24 protein-coding genes are annotated in these 25,096 nt (G+C 53.1%); 12 read left to right on the top strand and 12 right to left on the bottom strand.

Annotated features, from left to right (window positions below; translation table 11 throughout):
* Window positions 1–148 precede the first annotated feature (148 nt).
* The 5 genes from cysB (at window position 149) to acnA (ending at window position 4,850) form a co-directional block, all read left to right on the top strand.
* Window positions 149–1,123 carry an HTH-type transcriptional regulator CysB gene (gene cysB, locus ACMGGH_RS18305; RefSeq protein WP_028013403.1) on the top strand — a complete coding sequence of 325 codons (975 nt, stop codon included), beginning with the start codon at window positions 149–151 and terminating at the stop codon, window positions 1,121–1,123.
* Window positions 1,124–1,461: 338 nt separating this feature from the next.
* Window positions 1,462–1,602, top strand: coding sequence for a YmiA family putative membrane protein (locus tag ACMGGH_RS18300; protein ID WP_213743510.1), 141 nt, complete (start codon window positions 1,462–1,464; stop codon window positions 1,600–1,602).
* Between the two features lie 2 nt (window positions 1,603–1,604).
* Complete coding sequence (locus tag ACMGGH_RS18295; protein WP_032644881.1) at window positions 1,605–1,775, top strand: hypothetical protein; 171 nt, start codon at window positions 1,605–1,607, stop codon at window positions 1,773–1,775.
* Window positions 1,776–1,912: 137 nt separating this feature from the next.
* Complete coding sequence (gene ymiC, locus ACMGGH_RS18290) at window positions 1,913–2,011, top strand: small membrane protein YmiC (RefSeq protein ID WP_032644994.1); 99 nt, start codon at window positions 1,913–1,915, stop codon at window positions 2,009–2,011.
* Between the two features lie 163 nt (window positions 2,012–2,174).
* Window positions 2,175–4,850: an aconitate hydratase AcnA gene (gene acnA / locus ACMGGH_RS18285; RefSeq protein WP_028013402.1), complete on the top strand. Its 2,676-nt coding sequence runs from the start codon at window positions 2,175–2,177 to the stop codon at window positions 4,848–4,850.
* Between the two features lie 38 nt (window positions 4,851–4,888).
* Here the strand turns inward: acnA and ribA are convergent, their stop codons facing one another.
* Window positions 4,889–5,479: a GTP cyclohydrolase II gene (gene ribA, locus ACMGGH_RS18280; protein WP_028013401.1), complete on the bottom strand. Its 591-nt coding sequence runs from the start codon at window positions 5,477–5,479 to the stop codon at window positions 4,889–4,891.
* 197 nt (window positions 5,480–5,676) lie between these two features.
* On the opposite strand from ribA, the gene pgpB reads away from it, so the two are divergent.
* The 5 genes from pgpB (at window position 5,677) to yciH (ending at window position 9,327) form a co-directional block, all read left to right on the top strand.
* Window positions 5,677–6,444: a phosphatidylglycerophosphatase B gene (pgpB, locus tag ACMGGH_RS18275; protein WP_028013400.1), complete on the top strand. Its 768-nt coding sequence runs from the start codon at window positions 5,677–5,679 to the stop codon at window positions 6,442–6,444.
* Window positions 6,445–6,592: 148 nt separating this feature from the next.
* Window positions 6,593–6,901, top strand: coding sequence for a LapA family protein (locus ACMGGH_RS18270; RefSeq protein ID WP_028013399.1), 309 nt, complete (start codon window positions 6,593–6,595; stop codon window positions 6,899–6,901).
* 6 nt (window positions 6,902–6,907) lie between these two features.
* Window positions 6,908–8,077: a lipopolysaccharide assembly protein LapB gene (gene lapB / locus ACMGGH_RS18265; protein WP_041909646.1), complete on the top strand. Its 1,170-nt coding sequence runs from the start codon at window positions 6,908–6,910 to the stop codon at window positions 8,075–8,077.
* A gap of 186 nt (window positions 8,078–8,263) precedes the next feature.
* Window positions 8,264–9,004: an orotidine-5'-phosphate decarboxylase gene (gene pyrF, locus ACMGGH_RS18260; protein WP_045260660.1), complete on the top strand. Its 741-nt coding sequence runs from the start codon at window positions 8,264–8,266 to the stop codon at window positions 9,002–9,004.
* Window positions 9,001–9,327, top strand: a complete 327-nt coding sequence (gene yciH, locus ACMGGH_RS18255; protein ID WP_232948338.1) for a stress response translation initiation inhibitor YciH — start codon at window positions 9,001–9,003, stop codon at window positions 9,325–9,327. The genes pyrF and yciH overlap by 4 nt, the downstream gene beginning before the upstream one ends.
* 104 nt (window positions 9,328–9,431) lie before the next feature.
* Here yciH and osmB read toward each other — a convergent pair whose 3' ends face one another.
* From osmB to ACMGGH_RS18210, 9 genes are all read right to left on the bottom strand, one after another.
* Window positions 9,432–9,650 carry an osmotically-inducible lipoprotein OsmB gene (osmB, locus tag ACMGGH_RS18250; RefSeq protein ID WP_008501216.1) on the bottom strand — a complete coding sequence of 73 codons (219 nt, stop codon included), beginning with the start codon at window positions 9,648–9,650 and terminating at the stop codon, window positions 9,432–9,434.
* A gap of 261 nt (window positions 9,651–9,911) precedes the next feature.
* Window positions 9,912–10,664, bottom strand: coding sequence for a DNA-binding transcriptional regulator YciT (locus ACMGGH_RS18245; protein ID WP_041909650.1), 753 nt, complete (start codon window positions 10,662–10,664; stop codon window positions 9,912–9,914).
* A 43-nt stretch (window positions 10,665–10,707) separates the two neighbouring features.
* Window positions 10,708–10,890 carry a hypothetical protein gene (locus ACMGGH_RS18240; RefSeq protein ID WP_041909652.1) on the bottom strand — a complete coding sequence of 61 codons (183 nt, stop codon included), beginning with the start codon at window positions 10,888–10,890 and terminating at the stop codon, window positions 10,708–10,710.
* A 118-nt stretch (window positions 10,891–11,008) separates the two neighbouring features.
* Entirely contained in the window at window positions 11,009–13,000 is a 1,992-nt protein-coding gene (gene pdeR, locus ACMGGH_RS18235) for a cyclic di-GMP phosphodiesterase (protein WP_232948337.1), read from the bottom strand.
* A gap of 320 nt (window positions 13,001–13,320) precedes the next feature.
* Complete coding sequence (locus ACMGGH_RS18230; protein ID WP_047368696.1) at window positions 13,321–15,255, bottom strand: exoribonuclease II; 1,935 nt, start codon at window positions 15,253–15,255, stop codon at window positions 13,321–13,323.
* Window positions 15,256–15,343: 88 nt separating this feature from the next.
* Complete coding sequence (locus tag ACMGGH_RS18225) at window positions 15,344–16,330, bottom strand: CMD domain-containing protein (RefSeq protein WP_232948336.1); 987 nt, start codon at window positions 16,328–16,330, stop codon at window positions 15,344–15,346.
* 153 nt (window positions 16,331–16,483) lie between these two features.
* Window positions 16,484–17,272: an enoyl-ACP reductase FabI gene (gene fabI, locus ACMGGH_RS18220; RefSeq protein ID WP_003856831.1), complete on the bottom strand. Its 789-nt coding sequence runs from the start codon at window positions 17,270–17,272 to the stop codon at window positions 16,484–16,486.
* A 270-nt stretch (window positions 17,273–17,542) separates the two neighbouring features.
* Window positions 17,543–20,638 (bottom strand): multidrug efflux RND transporter permease subunit, encoded by a 3,096-nt coding sequence (locus tag ACMGGH_RS18215; RefSeq protein WP_219358424.1) that lies wholly within the window; start codon window positions 20,636–20,638, stop codon window positions 17,543–17,545.
* Between the two features lie 136 nt (window positions 20,639–20,774).
* Window positions 20,775–21,161: a hypothetical protein gene (locus tag ACMGGH_RS18210; protein ID WP_041909660.1), complete on the bottom strand. Its 387-nt coding sequence runs from the start codon at window positions 21,159–21,161 to the stop codon at window positions 20,775–20,777.
* Between the two features lie 271 nt (window positions 21,162–21,432).
* Between ACMGGH_RS18210 and ACMGGH_RS18205 the strand changes: the two genes are divergently transcribed.
* Complete coding sequence (locus tag ACMGGH_RS18205; RefSeq protein WP_028013388.1) at window positions 21,433–22,137, top strand: response regulator; 705 nt, start codon at window positions 21,433–21,435, stop codon at window positions 22,135–22,137.
* A complete protein-coding gene (locus ACMGGH_RS18200; protein WP_048959144.1) occupies window positions 22,134–23,198 on the top strand; it encodes an ATP-binding protein in 1,065 nt (354 codons plus the stop codon). Before ACMGGH_RS18205 ends, ACMGGH_RS18200 begins: the two co-directional genes overlap by 4 nt.
* 14 nt (window positions 23,199–23,212) lie before the next feature.
* On the opposite strand, the gene ACMGGH_RS18195 is transcribed toward ACMGGH_RS18200, so the two are convergent.
* Both ACMGGH_RS18195 and sapF read right to left on the bottom strand, forming a co-directional pair.
* Window positions 23,213–24,127: an ATP-grasp fold amidoligase family protein gene (locus ACMGGH_RS18195; RefSeq protein ID WP_126300583.1), complete on the bottom strand. Its 915-nt coding sequence runs from the start codon at window positions 24,125–24,127 to the stop codon at window positions 23,213–23,215.
* Between the two features lie 161 nt (window positions 24,128–24,288).
* Window positions 24,289–25,095, bottom strand: a complete 807-nt coding sequence (gene sapF / locus ACMGGH_RS18190; protein WP_028013385.1) for a putrescine export ABC transporter ATP-binding protein SapF — start codon at window positions 25,093–25,095, stop codon at window positions 24,289–24,291.
* Between the last annotated feature and the right edge of the window lies 1 nt (window position 25,096).

Below are 25,096 nucleotides of genomic sequence, written 5' to 3'. Positions count from 1 at the left end.
TCCGGCCCTTTTTTATTACCTTATTATTATTTTTTGTTCCGTACTATACAGTCAGGCTATAAGTGATATAGTGGTTATAGTTAACCCTTTTTTTATTATCAAATCGTCTTAAGCGATTGACCGCGTGCGCTAAATCGGATGGTCTGGCATGAAATTACAACAGCTTCGTTATATCGTTGAGGTGGTGAATCACAACCTTAATGTCTCTTCCACCGCCGAGGGGCTATATACCTCGCAACCGGGCATCAGCAAGCAGGTTCGCATGCTGGAGGATGAATTAGGTATTCAGATTTTCGCCCGCAGTGGTAAGCACCTTACCCAGGTGACGCCAGCGGGGCAGGAAATCATCCGTATTGCGCGGGAAGTCCTTTCCAAAGTCGATGCGATTAAGTCTGTGGCGGGGGAACATACCTGGCCGGATAAAGGCTCGCTGTATATTGCCACGACGCACACCCAGGCGCGCTATGCGCTACCGGGCGTTATCAAGGGCTTTATCGAGCGTTATCCGCGCGTCTCCCTGCATATGCACCAGGGATCGCCGACGCAAATTGCGGAGGCGGTGTCGAAGGGCAATGCAGATTTTGCCATCGCGACGGAAGCGCTCCATCTCTATGACGATCTGGTCATGCTGCCGTGCTATCACTGGAACCGCTCCATTGTGGTGACCCCGGATCATCCGCTGGCGGGCAAAGGGTCGGTGTCAATCGAAGAGCTGGCGCAATATCCTCTGGTCACCTACACGTTTGGCTTCACCGGACGATCTGAGCTTGATACCGCCTTCAACCGGGCCGGGTTAACGCCGCGGATTGTCTTTACCGCCACCGATGCAGACGTCATAAAGACCTATGTACGGCTTGGCCTAGGGGTAGGGGTGATCGCCAGCATGGCGGTCGACCCGGTGTCAGACCCTGACCTGGTGCGTCTTGATGCGCATGATATTTTCAGCCACAGCACGACAAAAATTGGCTTCCGCCGCAGTACCTTCCTGCGAAGCTATATGTATGATTTTATTCAGCGCTTTGCACCGCATTTAACGCGTGACGTGGTGGATACCGCCGTGGCATTACGATCAAATGAAGATATCGAAGAGATGTTTAAAGATATCAAACTCCCCGAAAAATAATCACACCCGGTATCTTTCCCTGAGGGAAAGATACCGAAATATCGGCTTAAAGCTAAATTAGAATTATCATCATCTGCACTTCCCCTGCCATATATTGTCATTATCCTTTTAATTTGTGTGGCTTTAATGTCGTGAATTGGCGACAAAAATAGAAACTAATTAACGGCTACGCAAATTTTTCTTTTCAAATATTTATTTCTGGTCAAAAGATTGAATATTTCATGCCTCTTGATGCGTAAATTCACTGGCTTTTCGGCTAAAGTTTCTTTAGGATTTATCTCAACAGATGATTAATTGTACCAATTGTTTGGTCCTAAATGATAAGCGATATCGATTGTATGAGGTTAGCAATGCCTTCAGGAAGTGAAGAACCGCAAAGGGATCCTGCGCTCAAGCGTAAAGCCTGGCTGGCGGTCTTTCTCGTTTCCGCCCTGTTCTGGGTGATGGTTGCTCTCCTGGCCTGGAAATATTGGGGTTGAATATGGCAGTGACGGTACGTACAGAAACGGCAAAGCGGATGTGTCAGCATCATGACACTGTTCACAAGGGACGCAAAGCGCCTGCAACAGCAGTGCCAGCATCCTGGAAACTGACGCCGCAGCAGCAGGCTTTTATTGATGTGTTCGCGGAAGACGAACCCAAAAAACAATAATTTAGTTTATTGCGTAATGATGCAGTTAGTCTGAATAATGACTATGCGCCTTTGTACTCTTTAATAAATACACATCAGCAATATAGCACGAGGACCTGCCTCGGAATGTTTAATAAATAATGCCTGGTGTCCCTATGATGAATAACATGATGTCTCAAAAATACTGGTCATGGATCGGCGTTTTTACCCTGTCGATTCTGTTCTGGAGTCAGCTCATCTGGCTGGCCGTCCACTAAATCATAAAACCTCGCTGCGGCGGGGTTTTTTGTTTTACCCTCCTCTGGACCATTCCTAAATTTATCAATTTGGGTTGTTATCAAAACGTTACGACATCTTTGTGTTATCTTTAATTACGGCCCTGATGATTGTCAGGACATCTCTGTAATTAAGGAGGAGCTTATGTCGTTAACCCTACGCGAAGCCAGTAAGGACACGTTACAGGCAGAAAATAAAACCTGGCACTACTATAGCCTGCCGCTGGCTGCCAGAACGCTTGGGGACATTTCGCGTTTACCCAAGTCCTTGAAAGTTTTGCTGGAAAATCTCTTGCGCTGGCAGGACGGTGACTCCGTGACCCTCGACGATATTCAGGCGCTGGCAGGGTGGCTTAAGAATGCCCATGCCGACAGAGAAATTGCCTACCGCCCGGCAAGGGTCCTGATGCAGGACTTCACCGGCGTTCCTGCCGTGGTGGATCTCGCCGCCATGCGTGAGGCGGTTAAACGCCTCGGCGGCGATACGGCTAAAGTGAACCCGCTTTCACCCGTCGACCTCGTGATTGATCACTCCGTAACCGTTGACCACTTCGGTGATGACGATGCCTTTGGCGAGAACGTGCGTCTCGAGATGGAGCGAAATCACGAGCGTTATGTCTTCCTGAAGTGGGGTCAGCAGGCGTTCAGCCGCTTTAGCGTGGTTCCACCCGGCACCGGTATTTGTCACCAGGTTAACCTTGAATATCTCGGTAAAGCCGTCTGGAGTGAATTGCAGGACAAAGAGTGGGTGGCTTATCCGGACACGCTGGTGGGTACAGATTCCCACACCACCATGATTAACGGCCTCGGCGTGCTGGGCTGGGGTGTCGGCGGTATCGAAGCGGAAGCCGCCATGCTCGGTCAGCCGGTCTCCATGCTTATCCCTGATGTTGTGGGCTTTAAGCTCACCGGGAAGCTGTCTGAAGGCATTACCGCCACCGATCTGGTGCTCACCGTTACCCAGATGCTGCGTAAGCATGGTGTGGTGGGAAAATTTGTTGAATTTTACGGTGACGGGCTGGATTCGCTGCCGCTGGCTGACCGCGCGACCATCGCCAACATGGCGCCAGAATATGGTGCAACCTGCGGATTTTTCCCCATTGATGACGTCACCCTGGAGTACATGCGCCTGAGCGGACGCAGCGAAGAGCAGGTGGCGTTGGTGGAGGCGTACACCAAAGCGCAGGGCATGTGGCGCAATCCGGGGGATGAGCCGGTATTTACCAGCACGCTTGCGCTTGACATGGGAAGCGTTGAGGCGAGCCTCGCCGGTCCGAAACGTCCGCAGGATCGCGTAGCGTTAAGCGACGTGCCAAAAGCGTTTGCCGCAAGCAACGAGCTGGAAGTTAACGTGGCGAAGAAGGACCATCGCCCAATCGACTATGTTCTGAACGGACATCAGTATCAGCTCCCGGACGGCGCGGTTGTCATAGCCGCCATTACCTCCTGCACCAACACCTCAAACCCCAGCGTATTAATGGCTGCCGGCCTGCTGGCTAAAAAAGCGGTTGAGCTGGGACTGAAACCACAGCCCTGGGTCAAAGCCTCCCTGGCACCGGGCTCCAAAGTGGTCTCGGATTACCTGGCGCAGGCCAGGCTAACGCCGTATCTTGATGAGCTGGGCTTTAACCTCGTGGGCTATGGCTGTACCACCTGCATCGGTAACTCCGGCCCGCTGCCTGAACCTATTGAAACTGCGATCAAGCAGGGCGATCTGACGGTTGGCGCAGTCCTTTCCGGTAACCGTAACTTTGAAGGACGTATTCATCCGCTGGTGAAAACCAACTGGCTCGCTTCGCCGCCGCTGGTGGTGGCCTACGCGCTCGCCGGGAATATGAATATCAACCTGGCTACCGATCCTATTGGTCACGACCGCAAGAATGAGCCGGTCTATCTGAAAGATATCTGGCCGTCCTCACGTGAAATTGCGATGGCCGTTGAAAAGGTCTCCACCGAGATGTTCCGCAAAGAGTATGCGGAAGTGTTTGAAGGCACGCCGGAATGGAAAGCCATCAACGTTGTGGGCTCGGACACCTATGACTGGCAGGACGATTCCACCTATATCCGCCTGTCGCCGTTCTTTGATGAAATGCTGGCCGAGCCTGCACCGCTTCAGGATATTCACGGGGCGCGCATACTGGCGATGCTGGGGGATTCCGTCACCACTGACCATATCTCTCCGGCGGGGAGCATCAAAGCCGACAGCCCGGCGGGCCGTTATCTGCAGAGCCGGGGCGTGGAGCGCCGCGATTTTAACTCCTACGGATCGCGCCGCGGTAACCATGAAGTGATGATGCGCGGGACGTTTGCCAACATCCGCATTCGTAACGAAATGGTTCCGGGTGTGGAAGGGGGGATGACGCGCCATCTTCCGGGGACGGAAGTCGTGTCGATTTATGACGCAGCCGTCAAATATCAGCAGGAAGGTACGCCGCTGGCGGTGATTGCCGGAAAAGAGTACGGTTCCGGCTCCAGTCGTGACTGGGCGGCGAAAGGTCCGCGACTGCTTGGCGTTCGCGTGGTCATCGCCGAGTCGTTTGAACGTATTCACCGCTCGAACCTGATTGGCATGGGGATCCTGCCGCTTGAGTTCCCGCAGGGCGTCACACGCAAAACGCTGGGCCTGACGGGGGAAGAGCAGATTGATATTAGCGGCCTGCAAAACCTGCAGCCGGGCAAAACGGTGCCGGTGAAGCTTACGCGAGCAGACGGGAAAAGTGAGGTACTGGAATGCCGGTGTCGTATTGATACGGCAACCGAACTGACCTACTACCAGAACGACGGCATTTTACATTATGTGATTCGTAAAATGCTGGATTGATAAAAAAAAGCCCGGCATTTGAGCCGGGCTTTTTACTTTCATTCTTTCAGAAGATGGCCCATTTTAGCCGCCTTGGTATCGAGATAGTGGGCATTTTTCGGGTTGCGGCCGACAATCAGCGGTACGCGCTCGACGATGTTGATCCCGGCTTCGGTGAGGATTTCCACCTTTTTGGGATTATTGGTCAGCAGGCGAACCTCGTCCACGCCCAGCAGCTTGAACATATCGGCGCAGAGGGTGAAATCACGTTCATCGGCGGCAAAACCGAGCTGGTGGTTGGCTTCCACCGTATCGTAGCCCTGGTCCTGCAGCGCATAAGCGCGGATTTTATTCAGCAGACCAATGTTACGACCTTCCTGACGGTGATAGAGCAGCACGCCGCGGCCTTCTTCGGCAATATGGGTAAGGGCAGCTTCGAGCTGGAAACCGCAATCACAGCGCAGGCTGAACAACGCGTCGCCGGTCAGACACTCCGAATGGACGCGGGACAGCACCGGCGTCTGCCCTGAAATGTCGCCGTAGACCAGCGCGACATGATCCTGTCCGGTTGCCAGTTCTTCAAACCCCACCATCAGGAAATCGCCCCATGGGGTTGGCAGTTTGGCTTCTGCCACACGTTTAAGCTGCATGTGATTCTCCAGAGTAGGCTGACACGTTTCGTGCCTTGCGCCTGTTTTGCTTTCTGTATTTGTCCATTTTGCCACAAGCTCAGCACGTTCGCCTAATGGGCGCCATGCTATATGAACGTTAAACGCACGATCCGACATATCCACCCATCGAATGAATTTCAGTTATGATTGTGAGGCTTAGCGAAAAAGGAGAAGACATGCTTTCAATCGCCAGACGTACGGCAGCAGGCGCGGCCATTTTACTGATTATGCCTTTGGCCGTGTGGGTCTCCGGCTGGATGTGGCAGCCGGGGCAGAATGCCACGTGGCTGAAAACGTTATACTGGGTAACGGAGACGGTCACGCAGCCGTGGGGAATTATTACCCACGTTATCCTCTGCGGCTGGTTCTTGTGGTGCCTGCGCTTTCGACTGCGCGCGGCGTTGATGCTCTTTGCTATCCTCGGTGGCGCGATCGTTATTGGACAGGGCGTGAAGTCCTGGGTGAAGGATCATGTTCAGGAGCCAAGACCTTTTGTCGTCTGGCTGGAAAAAGCGCACCATGTTCCGGTGGATGAGTTCTACAATTTAAAGCGTAAAGATCGCGGCGCGCTGGTGAAAGAACAGCTTTCAGAACAGGAAGATATTCCAAAGTTCCTGCGTAAGCACTGGCAAAAAGAGACGGGATTCGCGTTTCCTTCCGGCCATACGATGTTTGCAGCCAGCTGGGCGTTGCTGGGCGTTGGGCTGCTTTGGCCTCGACGTCGCACCATGACCATCGCGATTTTACTGGTTTGGGCGACAGGGGTGATGGGCAGCCGCTTGCTGCTGGGAATGCACTGGCCGCGGGATCTGGTGGTCGCTACGCTGATCTCCTGGATGCTGGTGACGCTGGCAACCTGGCTTGCAGAACGGTTCTGCGGCCCGCTCACGCCACCGCCTGAAGAGAAAGAAGAGATCGCCGAAAGGGAGCAAAGCGACGCCTGACGGTTGATATTGTGCATTTTGCCCATAAATCCATGACGTGCGCGTTACTTTTTCCGTTTCGCGCCCGTCGCTAAAATGGTAGTTTATAAGGCTGATTGCGGTGAGTTGAACACACTTTATTCGCTTGAACCACATAACGGGAAGTAATGTGAAATATTTACTCATTTTCTTACTGGTATTGGCGATTTTTGTCATTTCAGTCACATTGGGTGCACAAAACGATCAACAGGTGACGTTTAACTATCTGCTGGCGCAGGGTGAGTATCGGGTCTCCAGCCTGCTGGCTGTCTTATTTGCTGCAGGCTTTGCCATCGGCTGGCTGGTTTGCGGTCTTTTCTGGTTGAAAGTTCGTGTTTCTCTTGCGCGCGCTGAACGTAAAATTAAACGACTTGAACAGCACATTGCGCCTGCGTCCGACATGCCGGAAAGTTCAGGTGTGCCGGTCGTGAAGGAATAATCGACTATGCTGGAGTTGTTGTTTCTGCTTTTGCCTGTAGCCGCAGCCTATGGCTGGTATATGGGCCGCAGAAGTGCGCAACAAACGAAACAGGATGAGGCTAACCGACTCTCCCGTGACTACGTTGCGGGGGTGAACTTCCTCCTGAGCAATCAGCAGGACAAAGCGGTAGACCTGTTCCTCGATATGCTGAAAGAGGATACGGGGACCGTCGAAGCCCACCTCACTCTCGGTAACCTGTTCCGCTCGCGCGGCGAGGTTGACCGCGCTATCCGTATCCACCAGACCCTGATGGAAAGCGCCTCCCTGACCTACGAACAACGTCTCCTGGCGGTACAACAGCTGGGCCGAGACTATATGGCCGCGGGGCTGTACGATCGCGCTGAAGATATGTTCACACAGCTGGTGGATGAAACGGATTTCCGTATCGGCGCGTTGCAGCAGTTACTGCAGATTTACCAGGCCACCAGCGACTGGCAGAAAGCCATTGATACGGCCGAACGTCTGGTGAAGCTGGGCAAAGACAAGCAGCGCGTTGAAATTGCGCATTTCTACTGCGAGCTTGCCCTTCAGCAGATGGGCAACGACGACATGGACAAAGCCATGGCGTTGCTGAAGAAAGGTGCCGCCGCAGACCGCAATAGCGCGCGTATCTCTATCATGATGGGGCGCGTTTTTATGGCCAGCGGCGACTACGCTAAAGCCGTTGAAAGCCTGATGCGGGTGATTGACCAGGACAAAGAGCTGGTCAGCGAAACGCTTGAAATGCTGCAAACCTGCTATCAGCAGCTGGACAAGCAGGAAGAGTGGGTGGCATTTCTGCGTCGTTGCGTGGAAGAGAATACCGGCGCGACCGCTGAGCTGATGCTCTCTGACGTGGTTGAGCAGTATGAGGGGAGCGACACCGCACAGGTTTATATTACCCGTCAGCTGCAACGTCATCCCACGATGCGCGTATTCCACAAGCTGATGGACTACCATCTGAACGATGCGGAAGAAGGGCGCGCGAAAGAGAGTCTGATGGTACTGCGCGACATGGTTGGCGAGCAGGTGCGCAGCAAGCCGCGCTACCGTTGCCAGAAGTGTGGTTTTACCGCCTACACGCTCTACTGGCATTGTCCGTCCTGCCGGGCCTGGTCCACCATCAAGCCAATTCGCGGCCTGGATGGGCAGTAATTTTTTTAAAAGCCTTCATTTTAGTTACAACATACTGATGGCTTTTACCGCTTTCTCAACACCGTGCGGCTTGCTGGCCTGGCAGGGGCATAAATGGATTCTGTCAATTTGCGGCGACGGCAGGTAGAATGCAGGCCGTTTATCTGTTCCGCGCCGCTGCGCGCCCATAGACGAAAAGGGCTGGTCATGACGTCTGTTACTTCCTCCACTTCCCGCGTTATTACGGATTCTCCTGTTGTTGTTGCGCTTGATTACAATAAACGTGACGCTGCACTGGCGTTTGTCGACGGCATTGACCCTCGCGATTGCCGCCTGAAGGTCGGCAAAGAGATGTTCACGCTGTTTGGACCGCAAATCGTCCGCGATCTGCAGCAGCGCGGTTTCGATGTCTTCCTCGATCTCAAATTCCATGATATCCCGAACACCACGGCGCACGCGGTTGCCGCCGCTGCGGAACTGGGTGTATGGATGGTCAACGTACACGCGTCGGGCGGGGCGAGAATGATGACAGCCGCTCGCGAAGCACTCCTGCCGTTCGGCAACGATGCGCCATTACTGATTGCGGTTACCGTGCTGACCAGCATGGACGACAGCGACTTGCGCGACCTCGGCGTGACGTTGTCACCTGCCGGGCACGCCGAGCGTCTCGCGCGTCTGACCCAGAGCTGTGGTCTCGATGGCGTCGTTTGCTCCGCGCAGGAAGCGGTACGCTTTAAGTCAGAGTTGGGCAAAGATTTTAAACTGGTCACGCCAGGCATTCGTCCTGCTGGCAGCGACGTGGGCGATCAGCGACGCATTATGACGCCTGAGCAGGCGCTGGCAGCAGGCGTTGACTACATGGTTATCGGGCGGCCGGTGACGCAGTCTGCGAATCCGGCAGAGACGCTTAAGGCTATCAACGCATCACTGAAAAAGGGGGCGCAATGACTGATTCCAACAGTCGGCTGGTCTACTCGACGGAAAGCGGGCGCATAGACGAACCGAAAACGAAAGCAGAACGTCCGAAAGGTGACGGTATTGTTCGTATCCAGCGTCAGACCAGCGGGCGAAAAGGAAAGGGGGTCTGCCTGATCTCCGGGATTGATCTGGATGATGCGAAGCTGAACAAGCTGGCAGCAGAGTTGAAGAAAAAATGTGGCTGCGGCGGCGCCGTGAAGGACGGCATTATCGAAATTCAGGGTGATAAACGCGATTTAATTAAATCGCTCCTTGAAGCCAAAGACATGAAAGTTAAACTGGCAGGCGGCTAAAATAAATAAGCCACGGCAAATGCCGTGGCTCGTGTTATATACGTGCGTTAGTCAGACCTGAAATGCGATGCTAAATCGCCTTAACGGGAAGGCTGATAGAATAATTATTTGCCAACCTGGTGACCGATAATACCACCGACAGCAGCGCCGCCTAATGTACCCAGCGTACTACCATCCGTTAATACTGCACCACCGAGCGCACCAGCACCGGCGCCAATTGCGGTGTTACGGTCACGTTTAGACCAGTTAGAGCACGCGCTCAGGGACATTGCTACAGTGATTGCCAGAACAGCGGCGGCTAATTTTTTGCTGGTTAAGGTCATAATACTTTCTCCTGAATTATCGATTCACGGAAAGATGTACACATTAAGTATAGTCAAAATGAATACTCAATTCTTTTTTCCGTGAAAGCTGGTCGCGCAGGCGTTACGTAATCACGCAGGTGATAGTCACTTCCTGTTATATCGCTAACATTAATTTTACGACTTTACGGCAGGTTAAACAGGTAAAAACTCTTAAAGGATGGATAGGAATCCTCTCAGACGAAGGGGGCATATGCGCCCGGAATACGGGCGCAAATGGACTCAGGCGGGCGTTTTTATAATATCGACAATGAGACCGTCATCTTCCAGTTTATTACGATGTTCGTCGCTTAACCTTTCGTCGGTAATTACGCGGCTAAAGCGTGAGGCTGGACCCATGGTGTAAGGATGGACGGCGCCAAATTTAGAGCTGTCGGTCAGCACAATGGCTTCACACTCTTTTTCCAGAACGGCATTCACAACGTCAGATCGCATCATATCCCGGCCGGTGAAGCCTGTCTCCGGCTGCCAGCCGTCAATACCGATAAACGCCTTACTGAAATGAACCTGCTGGACATACTGCCGGGTTAGCGGGCCTACCATGCTCTCACTTTTTTTCTGGTAAATGCCGCCCAGCAAAATCACCTCACAGCGCGTCTCTTTGAGCAAATGGGCGATATAGCTGCTGACGGTGATGATGGTCACGTCTTTTTGTTCGGCGAGCGTACGTGCCAGAAGAGCGTTGCTGCTGCCGTTTTCAATAAAGACCGTCTCGCCAGGGTTTACCAGCGATGCGGCAAATTCTGCCAGTTCTCGTTTAAGCGCGTAGTTATTCATCATGCGCGTCTCAACGTCGTCGCTGTCCAGCGGCACGGCATAGCCATGCGCACGGCGCAGGTAGCTCTGTTTTTCCAGCAGATTAAGATCCTGACGGATGGTGACTTCTGAAACGCCGGTTGTTTTAGCCAGCTCAACGACGCTTACGCGCCCCTGATCGATGACCATCTGCAAAATGAGTTGTTGTCGGGAATTCATAGCATCCAATTAATAAAGCGAAACGAGGTCTGAGACAGTGGGATTAGACTTCCCACGGCGCTTTAGGCTGTCGGTTTTCGGGGGCATTGTCAGCGCCATCCTGAGCGAGAAGTTCAGACTTCAGGATCTCGAGATTACGGATTGCAGAGTGATAATCACCCGCCACCAGGATATCCAGCACGGTATCAATACGTTGTGCTACAGCTTGTGGATCAATAGTAGACATCATCTCTCCCCAGGAGCGAAAAGTTAATAATTTCAATGATGCAGAAAATAGGTTCAAAAGAGAAGGGAAAAAACGCCATAACGAAATTACCTATACGAAAGTGAACCTCTGTATGACGTTAACGTTGTTGTCGCGCTTGATATCGTTTTAGCCAGCGCTCCAATGCGGCAGCGGGCATCGGCTTAGCGAAAAGAAAACCCTGCCGTTCGTTGACGCCATTCTTGGTCAGAAAGGCATCTTCTTTTGCGTTCTCTACCCCTTCGGCAATTACCTGCAGGTTTAACGCCTGCGCCACTGCGACAATGGCGCGTACCAGAGACTGGGAGACAGAGTGCTTATGAATATCTCTGACAAAAGCCTGATCGAGTTTAATGGCATCAATAGGAAAACGCGCCAGCTGGGAAAGGGAGGAGTAGCCGGTACCGAAATCGTCCAGATGAATTTGTGCCCCGAGCCGACTGAATTGCTGGATCACCGAGAGCGCCAGCTCTTCGTTTTCGATAAGACAGCTTTCGGTTAACTCAACGTCGATAGGGCAGTACTCAAAATGCAGATCCTTAAGCGCCTGCTTTAGCTCGCTGAAAATGGTCTGGTCGGCCAACTGACGTGCAGAGACGTTCACGGCCACGCGCAGGTTAATTCCCTTGTCACGCCATTTTGCCACCTGGCGAACCACATCAAGCATCACCCAGCGACCCAGCGGCACAATCAAACCGGACTCCTCGGCATAAGAGATAAATTCCAGTGGGGGGATCAGCCCGCGCTCGGGCGACTGCCAGCGGACCAGCGCTTCAAGGCTTCGGACTTCGCCGCGCCAGGTCATTTTCGGCTGGTAGTGGATCAGGAGCTGATCGTTATCCAGCGCTTTACGCAGGTTGGTGTCCAGCCACAGGTACTCAAACACGCGCTGGTTCATCTCGGGGGAGAAGACGCAGAATTTGCCACGGCCATTCTCCTTGGCGGTGTACATGGCGATGTCGGCATTGCGAATCACGCTTTCCCGATCGTTCCCATGCTGCGGCGCGAGGGCGATCCCCAGGGAGCAACCGGTGTAAACCTCAATGAGACCGATTCTGAACGGCTGGCGCAGGCGGGTCAGAATACGCGACGCCATCGCTTCCAGCGAGCCCTGAGAGGTATTGGTGGCCATAACGATAAACTCATCGCCGCCGAGCCGCGCTAAAACCTGCCCCTCATCCAGACAACTCAGAAGGGCAAGTGCAACCGCCTGCAGGAGCTGATCGCCGAACATATGCCCGTAGGCATCGTTAACCTTTTTGAAGTTATCGAGGTCGAGGTACACCACGCCAACCTGCGTGTCGCCGCGGCTATTGATGGCGTCTGAAATCAGCTCATGGATCGCATTGCGGTTGGGCAGGCCGGTGATGGTATCGGTATTGGCCAGCACGCGCAGGCGCTCCTGTGCCCGTCGTTCTTCGGTAATGTCGGTCCCGGAGCAGATAAGGAAAATTTCATTTTTACCGCTGCCGCTGTGAACGAATTTATTTCTGAACAGAAACAAGCGTTGCCCTTTTCGCGTTTTAATCCAGCGTTCGACTTCGTAGGAGCTGCCGTTGCGAAAGAAACCCGCAATGTTGCGCTTCGAGGCTGCCGCTTCGCTGCGGCTCATGAACAGTTCAAACACGTTTTGACCAATGACTTCATGTTCTTTCAGACCGGTATACTCTTCGCTCAGGCGGTTAAAGCGCTGGATATTGCCGTTTTGATCGAGAATGACAATGACGGAATTCGCTTCAGAAACTACCTGTTCCGCAAAGGAGAGTCCCTGAGCCAGATCGCGTGCCACGGAGGGCGTATCGTTCCAGGCGGAAGCCGTTCCGGCCCACTCGTTTCGGGTGATTTTGCGTCCGACAAGATGGACGGGAACTTGCTCGCCGTAAAGAGAGAGGTTCAGGGAAATGCTGGTGGTCATTACCGTTAGCTGACGGATCTGTGCGGCCTGTTCATCATCCAGTACGATCTCCTGAGTCACGTCAGCATTTTCGCTGGCGGCAAGGTGCAGAGCGTTGCTGTCAGCCGACAATCGCCACCACGGGCTGTGAGTACCCATGTAACGAAACAGCAAATTTTGCTCAAGTTCGTCGATCATGATTTCTCCCGCCGCGACGCATTAGCGAACAAATTATTCATTAGTCGTCGACTTTTCCGTTGAAAATAGCGGCAAATCCGCAGTGAAAGTATTGTTTTTCTGAGCTTTTTTATAATAAAACGCATCAGGCATATAAAAATGCTGAGCGTATAAAATCCACGTGCCCGAACAGGGCAACACTCTTTAACTGTAGATAATTATGGCTGTTTTGGGCGGGCTGGGGCGGAAAAAGTAAGAAAAATGATGCTTTTGCGAGGGGAAAGACAGGGAGAAAATTGTCGGCCTTTCTGAACGGAAATGACCGACAATTGAGCAGGTTATCAGGCGACAGGGCGCGCAATAATACTGCGGGTTTCCATGCGAACTTCAGCGATAGTTACATCAATCACGTCAGTGACTTTGTAAACCGTCTCGCCTTTAATTTGCACGGTGCCGCTTTCCTGACTGCAGACCAGTTCGTCACGAACGGCGTGCAGGAACGGGGCAGGGATAAAGGCGACCGCACCGTTATCCACCAGACGTACGCGCATTCCCCCGCGGCTGATATCAATAATTTCTGCCGCGAAGCGGGTATCGGTACCGGCTTTATCCTGCAGGAAGCGCGCGTATAGCCAGTCTCCAACGTCACGTTCCGCCATGCGGTTCAGACGGCGACGCTCGGCCATCTGTAGGGTCGTGTCGTCCTGTGGACGGGCAATGGTTTCGCCCTTGATAATTGCTTTCAGCAGGCGGTGGTTAACCATATCGCCATACTTACGGATCGGGGAGGTCCAGGTGGCGTAGGCTTCCAGACCGAGGCCAAAGTGCGGGCCTGGCTCGGTGCTGATTTCCGCGAAGGACTGGAAGCGGCGAATACGGCTATCCAGGAAACCGGACGGCTGAGCGTCCAGCTCGCGGCGAAGCTTGCAGAAGCCCGGCAGTGTCAGCACTTCTTCCGGATCAACATGCACATCGTGATTCTTCAGCAGGGCCGCGAGCGCTTCGGTATTGGCAGGATCGAATCCGGTATGAACGTTGTAAATACCGAAGCCCAGCCTGTCGCGCAGCACGCGCGCGGCACAGATGTTGGCGGCAATCATCGCTTCTTCGACGATGCGGTTAGCAATGCGCCGCGGCTCAGCCACGATATCCAGCACTTCGCCTTTTTCACCGAGAACAAAACGATAATCCGGACGATCCTTGAAGACCAGGGCGTGAGTCTTACGCCACTCGCCGCGGTTCAGGCAGATGCGGTGCAGCAGACGAATCTGTGCTGCGATAGCATCGGATTCAGGTTTCCAGCTGCCGGTGTTTTCCAGCCAGTCGGAGACATTGTCATAGGCCAGCTTGGCTTTGGATTCGATGGTGGCGGCAAAGAATTCGATATCGTCTTCAATCGTGCCATCTGCGGCAATGGTCATGCGGCAGGCGAGAACCGGACGCACCTCATTTGGACGCAGCGAGCAGAGGTCGTCAGACAGTTCGCGCGGCAGCATCGGGATGTTAAAGCCCGGCAGGTAGTTTGTGAACGCGCGGATTTTCGCCGTTTCGTCCAGCTTGCTGCCTTCCACAATCCAGGCGGTTGGATCGGCAATGGCGACGGTCAAATGCAGTTTGCCATCGGCGCTCTCTTCAGCGTAGAGCGCATCGTCCATATCTTCTGTGCTGGCGCTGTCGATGGTGACAAACTCCAGCGCGGTAAGATCGCGGCGCGCCAGGCCTTCATCCTGCATCTCAGTTGCCACGCCGTTCGGCGCTTCTTTTTCAAGATTATGGCGCGCCAGCGTGACCCACCACGGGACGAAATGGTCGTCGCCAAAGGTGATGAACTGGGTCAGTTCAGCATAGAAACCGCGGTCGCCTTTCAGAGGATGACGGCGCATTTCTGCCACGGCCCAGTCACCTTCTTTAAAATCATGCTCAACGCCGCGGGCGGCGCGGCAGGGAATGGCATCTTTCAGCAGGGGGTGATCCGGCACGACAGAAAGACGATCGTCCTTTCTCTGCACTTTGCCCACAAAGCGGGTCAGGAACGGCTCGATCAGTTCTTCCGGCTCGGCGGATTCACGTTCCTTCTCGGTATGAATGACGGCCATGACGCGATCGCCATGCATCACTTTCTTCATCTGCGGTGGCGGAATGAAGTAGCTTTTCTGCGCGTCAACTTCAAGGAAGCCAAAGCCCTTTTCCGTGGCTTTCACGACCCCTTCTGCACGCGGCGTCTGGGAATGCAGTTGCTGTTTAAGCTGCGCTAGCAGCGGGTTGTCCTGAAACATAATGTTCTATTTTCGTAGCCATTGAGCGGCTGACAGTTTTACGCGATTCTCACTGCTACAGCAAGCGCTCTTTGGGGAAAGAGTGTGGTTATTCCGCTTTGCCGGACGCGACTTTTAGTCGATTGAGCCAGCCCTCCAGCGCGCATTGGCTGAGCAGGTTGATCGCCTGAACGGCAGTAAGTCCTTCTTCCGTGAGCGGGGTAAATTGTGCGGCGCTGAAGCGGTCCGGCGAGCGTGTCAGCAATTCGGCCGCTGCCGAAAGCGCCGGAGGAGGCAGCGAAACCGTTTCCCGGCTGTTTATCAGGATCTCCCCCATCAGGTCGAGCAAGGTCGGTTCATGGCACAGGACCGGCGTCAGCGCCTCAAGCGAGGGCTCTGCCTGCCAGCGGGAGAGGGACTCAAGCTGATGCGCACTGGCATAGCGAAGCTCGACCACGGGCAGAAGCGAGATCCACGCGTCGGAGGTCGTTGGCAGGGTGTGCGGCTGAATATGATGGCCCGGCAGCCAGCGGACGGGATGGCCTAGCAGCGCCTGAAAGACGGCGACCACGCGCGCCTGAAAACCGATAAAGCCGATTATCTGGTTAATCACCACAACGTCATAGATAGACAGACCTACCTCATCAAGCTGGTTTCGCGCCTTATCATCAATGACGTCAGGTGAGCTGGCGAGCTGGCGGGCGTACTGCGTGATTTGCGCCAGCCGTCGGTTACTTTCGCGGGAGGAGTCAGGGCCCGGCAGCGGGGCGAGGAGGGCGGCGTAGTGGTTGCACAGCCGCTGAACGCCGCAGGCCTGCGCCACCGTCAGCGCGGTACTTAACCGATCGTAGGCGCTAAGCGTTCGCAGGCGGTTTACGGGAAGTGAGAGCGGGAACAGCTGGTGACATAAGGATCTGGCAGGAGCAAGCCAGCCGGTACAGGCGGCGACAATCTCATCTGGCAGGGCTAAATCGAGCAAAAAACGATCGTCGACGTTAGCGGCTTCGGGCACCAGGGGCAGCACATCCGGCTGCGCGTGATTTGACTGGGTTTCGTGATACCAGTGGCCTTTGCCGGAAAAACGGCGTTGTTCCATGGGCGTTCCTTGATCTCAAAATGGCGATCAATATCCTGGCGTAAGGCAGATAAAGGGAAAAATATTGTTAGGTGATAACAAATAGCAGAACGGAATAACGAAGGGGAGTGCGGAGGGGAAAGCTCTCTTCCCGTGCGGGAAGAGAGCCACAGCTTATTTAATTTCCAGCTCGTTCATTGCAGCGATGTTGAAGCCGCCGTCAACGTGAACCACTTCGCCGGAGATACCTGCGGAAAGGTCAGAGCACAGGAATGCAGCAGAGTTACCCACATCTTCAATGGTAACGGTACGACGAATCGGGGTAACCGCTTCGCAGTGTGCCAGCATTTTACGGAAATCTTTGATGCCGGACGCCGCCAGGGTGCGGATAGGGCCAGCAGAGATGGCGTTAACGCGCACGCCTTCTGGACCCATTGCGTTCGCCATGTAGCGGACGTTGGCTTCCAGAGATGCTTTCGCCAGGCCCATAACGTTGTAGTTAGGGATAGCACGCTCTGCGCCCAGGTAGGACAGGGTCAGCAGCGCTGCGCCCGGGTTCAGCATTGCGCGGCAAGATTTCGCCATTGCAACGAAGCTGTAGGAGCTGATGTCGTGCGCGATTTTAAAGCCATCACGGGTTACCGCGTTCACGTAGTCGCCGTCCAGCTGGTCGCCAGGAGCGAAGCCGATGGAGTGAACGAAACCGTCGAATTTCGGCCATGCTTTTGCCAGTTCAGCAAACATGCCGTCGATGCTTTCGTCTTGTGCAACGTCACATTCCAGAACAATGCTGGAACCCAGCTGCGCGGCAAACTCTTCAACACGGCCTTTCAGCTTGTCGTTCTGGTAGGTGAACGCCAGCTCAGCGCCTTCGCGATGCATTGCCTGTGCGATGCCGTATGCGATGGACAGTTTGCTGGCAACGCCAGTCACCAGAATGCGCTTACCGGAAAGAAAACCCATAGCTTTAATCCTTATATTCATTGCTTATTTTGCCTTGTAATTCATAGCGTTACAGGCAGTATTTCAAAATCATTCGAAATTAGCTCGAAATTATAGCCCACTCTCGGCCCCTTGTGTCACGATATTTCTCGTCGATCTCCGAAGAGGAATGCCCCAAAAGGCGAGGCGCGGGCTGGCAGGGGCTCAAAATTTCAGCATTCGTCCAGTATATCACCCGGCAGCAGCTTCGCCTCATCCAACCAGCAAGGTTCCGCGATCCATCAGCGGTATTCACACTTTCCTGGCGTTTTCAACGAAACGCGCAACGACAATAAAGAATACCGGGACGAAAAAGATCGCGAGAAGCGTGCCGCTGATCATGCCGCCAAACACCCCGGTGCCGATAGCGTGCTGCGTGCTGTCACTCGCGCCACGCGCCAGCATCAATGGCACCACGCCTAACGTAAAGGCTAACGATGTCATCAGAATAGGGCGCAAACGCTGGCTTGCGGCCTGTATCGTAGCCGCCAGCAGGGGTTGTCCTTCCCGGTGGAGCTGCCTTGCAAACTCGACAATCAGAATGGCGTTCTTGGCGGAAAGGCCTATCAGGGTGATAAGACCGACCTTAAAGAAAACATCATTCGTCATGCCCGCAACGGAGACGGCAACCACCGCACCGATAAGCCCCAGGGGAACGACCAGCATGACCGCAAAGGGAATTGACCAGCTCTCATACAGGGCGGCGAGCACCATGAACACGACCAGTATCGACAGAACGATCAGACCCGGGAGCTGAGATTCGGATTTTCTCTCCTGCAATGAGCTCCCGGCCCACTCGCCGGCCATCCCCTGCGGTAAATCCCGTGACAACGTCTCCATGGCCTTCATTGCAGTGCCGCTGGATTTGCCTGGGGCCGCACTGCCGGTAATGCGGATAGCAGAATATCCCTGATAACGCGTCAACTGCTGCGGCGCAACGTTCCAGGAAAGCGTCGCAAACGTAGATACTGGCACCATCTGCCCCATACGGTTTTTTACCGATAATTTCAGGATCTGCTCAGGCTGCATGCGGTAAGGGGCGTCGGCCTGAATAATGACCTGCTGAACACGGCCCTTGTTCGTGTAGTCATTAACGTAGTTCGACCCCATGGTGACCGAGAGCGTCTGGTTGATTTCATCAAATGAAACGCCCAGCGCTTCCGCTTTTTCCCGGTCAATCTGAAGGGCCAGGCTTGTTCCTTCCGGCAGACCGTCTATATACACGTCACTCAGTTCAGGACGTTGATTAGCTTTCACAACCAGCGCATCGGCCGCTCTCTTTAACGCCTCGTAGCCCAGTCCCGCCCTGTCCTGCACGTACCAGGTGAAGCCCGAGGAGGTGCCCATATCCGAAATGGCCGGCGGGAGAAGGCTCATCGTGACGGCATCAGAGACGTTAGCCATGCTGGCCTGTATATGGTCGGCTTCATTCTGTGCGGTCGTACCCTGCCGATCTTTCCAGTCCTTCAGCGTGGTGAAGGCCATGGCCGAATTCGGTCCCGAGCCTGAAAACCCAAATCCCAGAATCATAATGTTGCTTTCAATATCCGGCCGGGCCGCAATTTCCTCTTCAAATTTTTTAACCACTCTCAGGGTGCGCTGCATTGTGGCATCGGAAGGCAGCTGAATTGAGGACATAAAATAGCCCTGATCTTCATCCGGAAGAAAGGACGAGGGCAGCGAAGAAAGCCCCAAACATAGGGCAGCACATAGCGCAACGTACAACAGCAGCATTCGCCCGGTACGTCTCAGCACCGCGCCCAGCCCGGATTCGTACCACGTCGTGAGGGTACGAAAGCGGGCGTTAAACCCTGCTGCGAACCTGCCACCAACGTGCTTTGCTGCGCTGTGAGGCTTAAGTAGCGTCGCGCATAGCGCGGGGGTAAGCGTGAGGGCAAGAAATGCCGACAACAGTATGGAGACCGCCATGGAAATACAAAATTGTCGATAAATAATCCCGACGGATCCTTCGGCGAAACCCATGGGAATAAAGACGGCGGTAAGCACCAGCGTGATCCCGATAATTGCCGGCGTGATTTCATTCATGGCCTCCCGGGTCGCGTCGCGCGGAGAGAGTTGTTTTTCTTCCATCAGGCGCTCGACGTTCTCCACGACCACAATAGCGTCATCTACGATAATCCCTATCGCCAGAACCATGCCGAACATGGTCAGAATATTGATGGAGTATCCACTCAATAGCATCACCGTGAAGGTGCCAAGCAGTGCGACGGGGGCAACAATCGCCGGGATAAGCGTACAGCGTATCTTATGCAGAAACAGCAGCATTACGAGGAAGACCAGAACCATCGCTTCCACAAATGTCTGCACCACCTTCATGATGGAGAGCTTCACAAAAGGCGCGGTATCGAAGGGAACCGTAAACGTCATTCCTTCCGGCAACACCTGAGAAAGTTCGTCGATGCGTGCGCGTACGCCTGCAGCCGTGCTCATCGCATTGGCGCCAGGCGATAGCTGGACTGCCGCAGCCGTTGCGGGAACCCCATTTTCGCGGATACCGAAAGCGTAGCTTTGCAGGCCGGACTCAATGCGCGCGACGTCGGACAGCTTCAGCCTTGCGCCGGACGCCTCTGATTTCAGAGTTATATTACTGAAAGCCTCTACGGAAGTGAGTTGCCCCTTCACGGTGATCGGATACGTTACGCCTTGCCCTTCAGATGCCGGTTCATCTCCCGTTTTGCCGGGCGAAACCAGGGCATTTTGCTGGCCAACGGCGGTAAGCACATCGCTCACCGAAAGCCCGTAGCTATGAAGCTTCATCGGGTCCAGCCAGATGCGCAGCGCTTTTTCGCCACCAAACAGCTGAATTTTCCCTACTCCAGGTACGCGGCGAAGCTCGTCGCTGACATGCCGGGCAAAGTAATCGCTTAAATCGGCTTCCTCAAATCTACCGGTTGCGGACTTCAGCCCCACCATCATTAAAAAACCGGAATTGGCCGCCTCGACGTTGATGCCATTTTGCCTGACCGCCTGTGGCAAACGCGGCTCCACAATTTTAATCTGGTTCTGAAGGTCCATCTGCGCCAGCTTGATGTCCGTGCCGGGCTTAAACGTCACGGTAATAGACGCAGAACCGGTTGTGTCACTGGATGATTCGAAGTAAAGCAAATTATCGACGCCAGATATTTCGCGCTCAAGTAACGACACCACCGACGTATTCATAATATCGGGGCTGGCGCCCGGGTAGGTGACAGAAATAATAATCCCAGGCGGTGCCACCGCCGGATACTGCGCAACCGGCAGCCGGGGGATAGACAATACACCCGCCAGGACGATAAAAAGCGCCACGACCCAGGCGAAAATGGGACGTTCAATAAAGAAATGAGGCATTAATTTAACTTCCAGATACGTGACTATTTCAGTGAGTTATTTTGTTCAAGATGGTGTGATGGAGAGTCTACAACTCGCCTGTTTAGCGGACATGGGCGGTTTATGGAGAGAGTGTGGAGCGAAACAACACGGTTGTTTAAATCATTCTCACGATGAGGTACAACGGTGAACCGCCAAAAAAGAGAATTAAATAACACTCATAGTAAAACACCAAATCGTTAAAATCTGGTGTAGCGTTCAGCAGCACAGTGAACGTAATAATGAGATAAACAAAAATCACCATTAGCCAGAAGGCGATGAGAAGTAATTCAGTGAACGCGCCTGCTTTGTTTTGTATTATCAGAGAGACAACCGACAAGGCGATGCAGCCATAGATCATGGGGGAAGAGAGTAGTGTTGCGGCGACTTTCTCATCCATTTTATGCATCAATACCAGCCAGGTATAAAGTAATCCCCACGATAGCAGCAGGAAGAGAGAAAATATGCCGATTTTTTTAGGAGAGAAGTATTTCGAAAGTTCCATGTTCATTATCTCAGCCAAATTCAGAAAGCCTTTAAGCGACAGGGGTATTTACCACGTTAAACGAAAGATGGTTTAACTCCGAATAACTATTGTGGACTGACATTGTCGAGTCTTTATTGACTGAATGTGTAGGCTGTATGGAGAAATTGCCTGGCACTTAAATTAACCCAGGAAATTTTCGCGGTCATGGCACTTTTTCCCGGAGCCTGTGTCTTATTGTGCTAAAGATATCTGATAGCGTGCTCAAAGGGATTTCACCCGCGGAGATAAAATGAACAAAAATACTCTAATCCTTGTTGTTGAAGATGAAAACGAAATTGCCGATATACTGATGAGTTACTTAGAGCGTTCTGGGATGAAAACGCTGAGAGCCCGGCAGGGCGAGCAGGCGATAGCGCTTAATCGGCTCCATAAACCGGATCTTATCTTGCTGGATATCCATCTGCCCGTATGCGATGGCTGGAGTGTACTCACGACGCTCCGTCAGGAAAGTTCTGTGCCCGTCATTATGGTGTCCGCACTCGATCAGGACGTGGATAAGCTGATGGGACTCAGGCTTGGCGCGGATGATTACGTCATCAAACCTTTCAACCCTTCCGAAGTGGTCGCGCGGGTTGAAGCCGTGCTGCGCAGAACCAGACCCGCTCTTCAGCAGGCGGGTGCCGTGCCTCTCAGGACGCCTTTTATTACGGTCTACCCGGACGATTTCTACGTTGAGGTTACCGTGGGCGAAGAGGTAGTCTCCCCAGTATTAACGACGACGGAATTTAAACTTCTTACTTACCTGGTGAGATACCCGCGAAAGGTCTGTTCCCGGGAAGAGTTACTTAACGCGTGTCTGCCGGAAGGCGATACGCTCGACAGAACGGTAGACAGCCATATGAGCAAGCTGCGTAAAAAGCTGGAGCTTGCAGGCCTTTATGGCGTTCCTGAGAGCATCAGGGGGATGGGCTATCGACTCGGGGAGAAAAAATGAACAGAGATTCTGTCCTGAGTCGGCAGATCTTAACGTATATGCTATTGCTGACGTTTATGATCATTGCCATTGCGGTACTGGGCTCCTGGTTTTTTTACTCTTTTATTCTCGATCACCTCCCCGGCGGTGCCGTTGAGGGCGATGACGAGCAAATGACGATGTGGGACTGGGTGTGGATTGGGACCGCGACAACAATCAGTCTGATAATCGCGATATTTTTAACGATAAAACTTTCTTCACGAATACTCACCCCGTTAAACGCGGTAGCGTCCAGCCTGAGAAAAATTTCTCAGGGCCAGCTGGATGCCCGTGCTTATTGCGCCAGCTCCCGTCTGGGAGAGGTCAATCATCTGGTCACGGATTTCAATGAAATGGCGGAAAAACTCCAGACGCTGGATATTCAGAGGAAATCCTGGAACGCCGCCATTGCCCATGAGCTGAGAACCCCGGTCACGATTTTACGCGGGCGGCTTCAGGGGCTGGTTGACGGCGTTTTTGAGCCGGATCCGCTGCTTTTTAATAATCTTCTCAAGCAGACTGAGGGGTTAACCCGTTTGATTGAAGATCTTCGGGTGATCAGCTCTGACGGCGGGGCGGGTTATACGCTGTATAAATCCAGAACGGACCTCAAAGGCACAATCCAGGATGCGCTTGATACTTTCATGCCCGAGTTCAAGCACAATCAGTTTGTGATTAAAACAGAGTTGAGGGAACAGCGATGCGTGTTCGATCCGTTGCGCATCAATCAGTGTCTGGCCGTTCTGTTTGACAACGCATTACATTATTCAACTTCGCGAAAACTCATCGTAAAAAATGGCGTCTCTGATAAAGGCAATTATATCCTTATTGAGGATGGCGGGCCGGGCATCCCCAGGGAATTTCATGATTTCTTATTTCAACCTTTCCAGCGGGATAATGGTGCCAGAGATGTGAATCCTGAAGGATGTGGTTTAGGCTTATCGGTGGTAAAAGCCATCATGCTGGCTCATGGTGGCGATGTAACGTATACCTTATCGAAGCAAAACCACTCCCTGTTCAAACTGACCTGGCCCGATGCCTGAGCCCTGGCGGCAGGTCAGCCCGGCCTGCCCGCCGATAGCGGCAACTGCCATATATCGCCTAACTTTGTATCCCATTCCAGAGGGGTAATTCGCAGTTTGCCCCGTTTTGGGCTTAAGGTTATTTCACTGAAGTAAATTTCATCGCTTTTCAACATGAGGTCAACGCGGCAGTAGTCAAGGCCCTTCGCCAGCTCCTGAGCGGCCAGCAGAGCCTCACGGAACAATTTCGGCTCGCCGGGCGCGACCGGCGTATTAGGATATTCCATCTGGAAGGGCTGTAAATTCCAGTGTCGGTCGTAAACGTTGATAAATTCTCTGCCGCGGTCATCTGTAAAATCGGCCTCAACATAGTGTGCGACCCCGTGAAAACAGTGAATTCTCAGCATTTCCGGCGTGCTGTTCCTGTCCGCATTATTGAAAAGTTCGACATACGGCTCACACAGTATAACGGGTGTAATATTTTTGTACTGCCACTCGCGCGTGGTGTAATACAAATTCTTCTTCAATGCGAGAGTGAGCTTTTTACGGGCCTGTCGGTAATTGAACTGGTCTTTGTTTGTACAGATTATTGTGCTTCCACTGTCATGATTGCACTTAAGGACGAATTGATCGGGAAGTGTTGAAAAATCGATATGCGAAAACCTGCGGTATACCCCAATCAAAGGCACCGCTTTTACTCGCGTTGTTCTGGACGCAACGTATTCGCGGACGGCGAGTTTATCGGCAAGCATTGTGTAGAGATTATTATGGTCATAGACCAGGCGATGACATATTTTTTCACTCAACGTAGTGGGTGATTTAATGTCAGGGGTTATGCCTGATGTCTTTTTGAGTTTTGCAGTATGAAAATTGAGGTCCGTCATGAAATATGTACGGCATTTTCTGATGAGATACTCCGTATATTTTAGAACATATGTGGTGGTGTTCATTTCTTCTCCTCCGTAATGTCCCGGTATTCTGGAGAAGAACTATTGATGGATATTGCTTAAAATATGGAGTAAGGATGGAGACAAAAAATAAAAGGATTAAATAGCGCACGCAGGCTATTTAATCCTTATTTGAGCGGAGCAATCCGTGTTTACCGCCGCGCTTAACGGTCTTTTCTCCACGCATCGGCGGTCAATGCTTCACCGAAATGCCCGGCAATCAGCCTTTTCGTCAGCTCATGAAGCGGGGAGGCCATCACATCCGCCGTGCTGCCGCGCTCGACGACTTCCCCCTGGTGCATGACCATCACCTGATCGCTGATGTGCTTCATCATCCCCAGATGCTGGGTGACGTAGATGTAGGAGATACCCTGCTTTTCCTGTAATTCGAGCATCAGGTTAATCAGCTGCGAACGCATCGACATATCCAGCGAGGCAAGCGCTTCGTCTGCAACGATCACTTTCGGGCGCAGAATCAACGCGCGGGCCAGACCCAGACGCTGTTTCTGACCGGGGGCCAGCATATGCGGGTAGTAGCTTTCGTGATCCGGTAACAGCCCAACCATACGCAGCGTTTCGAAGATACGCTTGCGGCGCGCCTCTGGCTCCAGTTCGGTATTCAGACGCAGAGGGAAATCAAGGATCTGCGAAATGCGCTGGCGTGGATTAAGCGAGGTAGACGGATCCTGGAAGATCATGCGGATGCGCTGGCTGCGAAAAGAGTAATCGCCAAACTGCAGAGGATGATCGTCAATCAACACTTCTCCAGCAGTGGGCTCGACCATGCCGGCAAGCATTTTCGCCAGCGTGGATTTGCCGGAGCCGTTTTCGCCGATGATCGCCAGCGTCTGTTTTTCACGCAGGGTAAAACTCAGCGGCTTAACCGCTTCGACAGTCTGACGATGAAACAGCCCCGTGCGATAGCGAAAGGTCTTACTCAGATTGCGGACTTCCAGCAAGGTTTCGACCATT

The sequence above is a fragment of the Enterobacter sp. BNK-16 genome (genome assembly GCF_048684955.1).
Taxonomy (GTDB): domain Bacteria; phylum Pseudomonadota; class Gammaproteobacteria; order Enterobacterales; family Enterobacteriaceae; genus Enterobacter; species Enterobacter bugandensis.
Note: the sequence above shows the minus strand (reverse complement) of the source record. Positions and strands in the feature narration are given on the sequence as shown.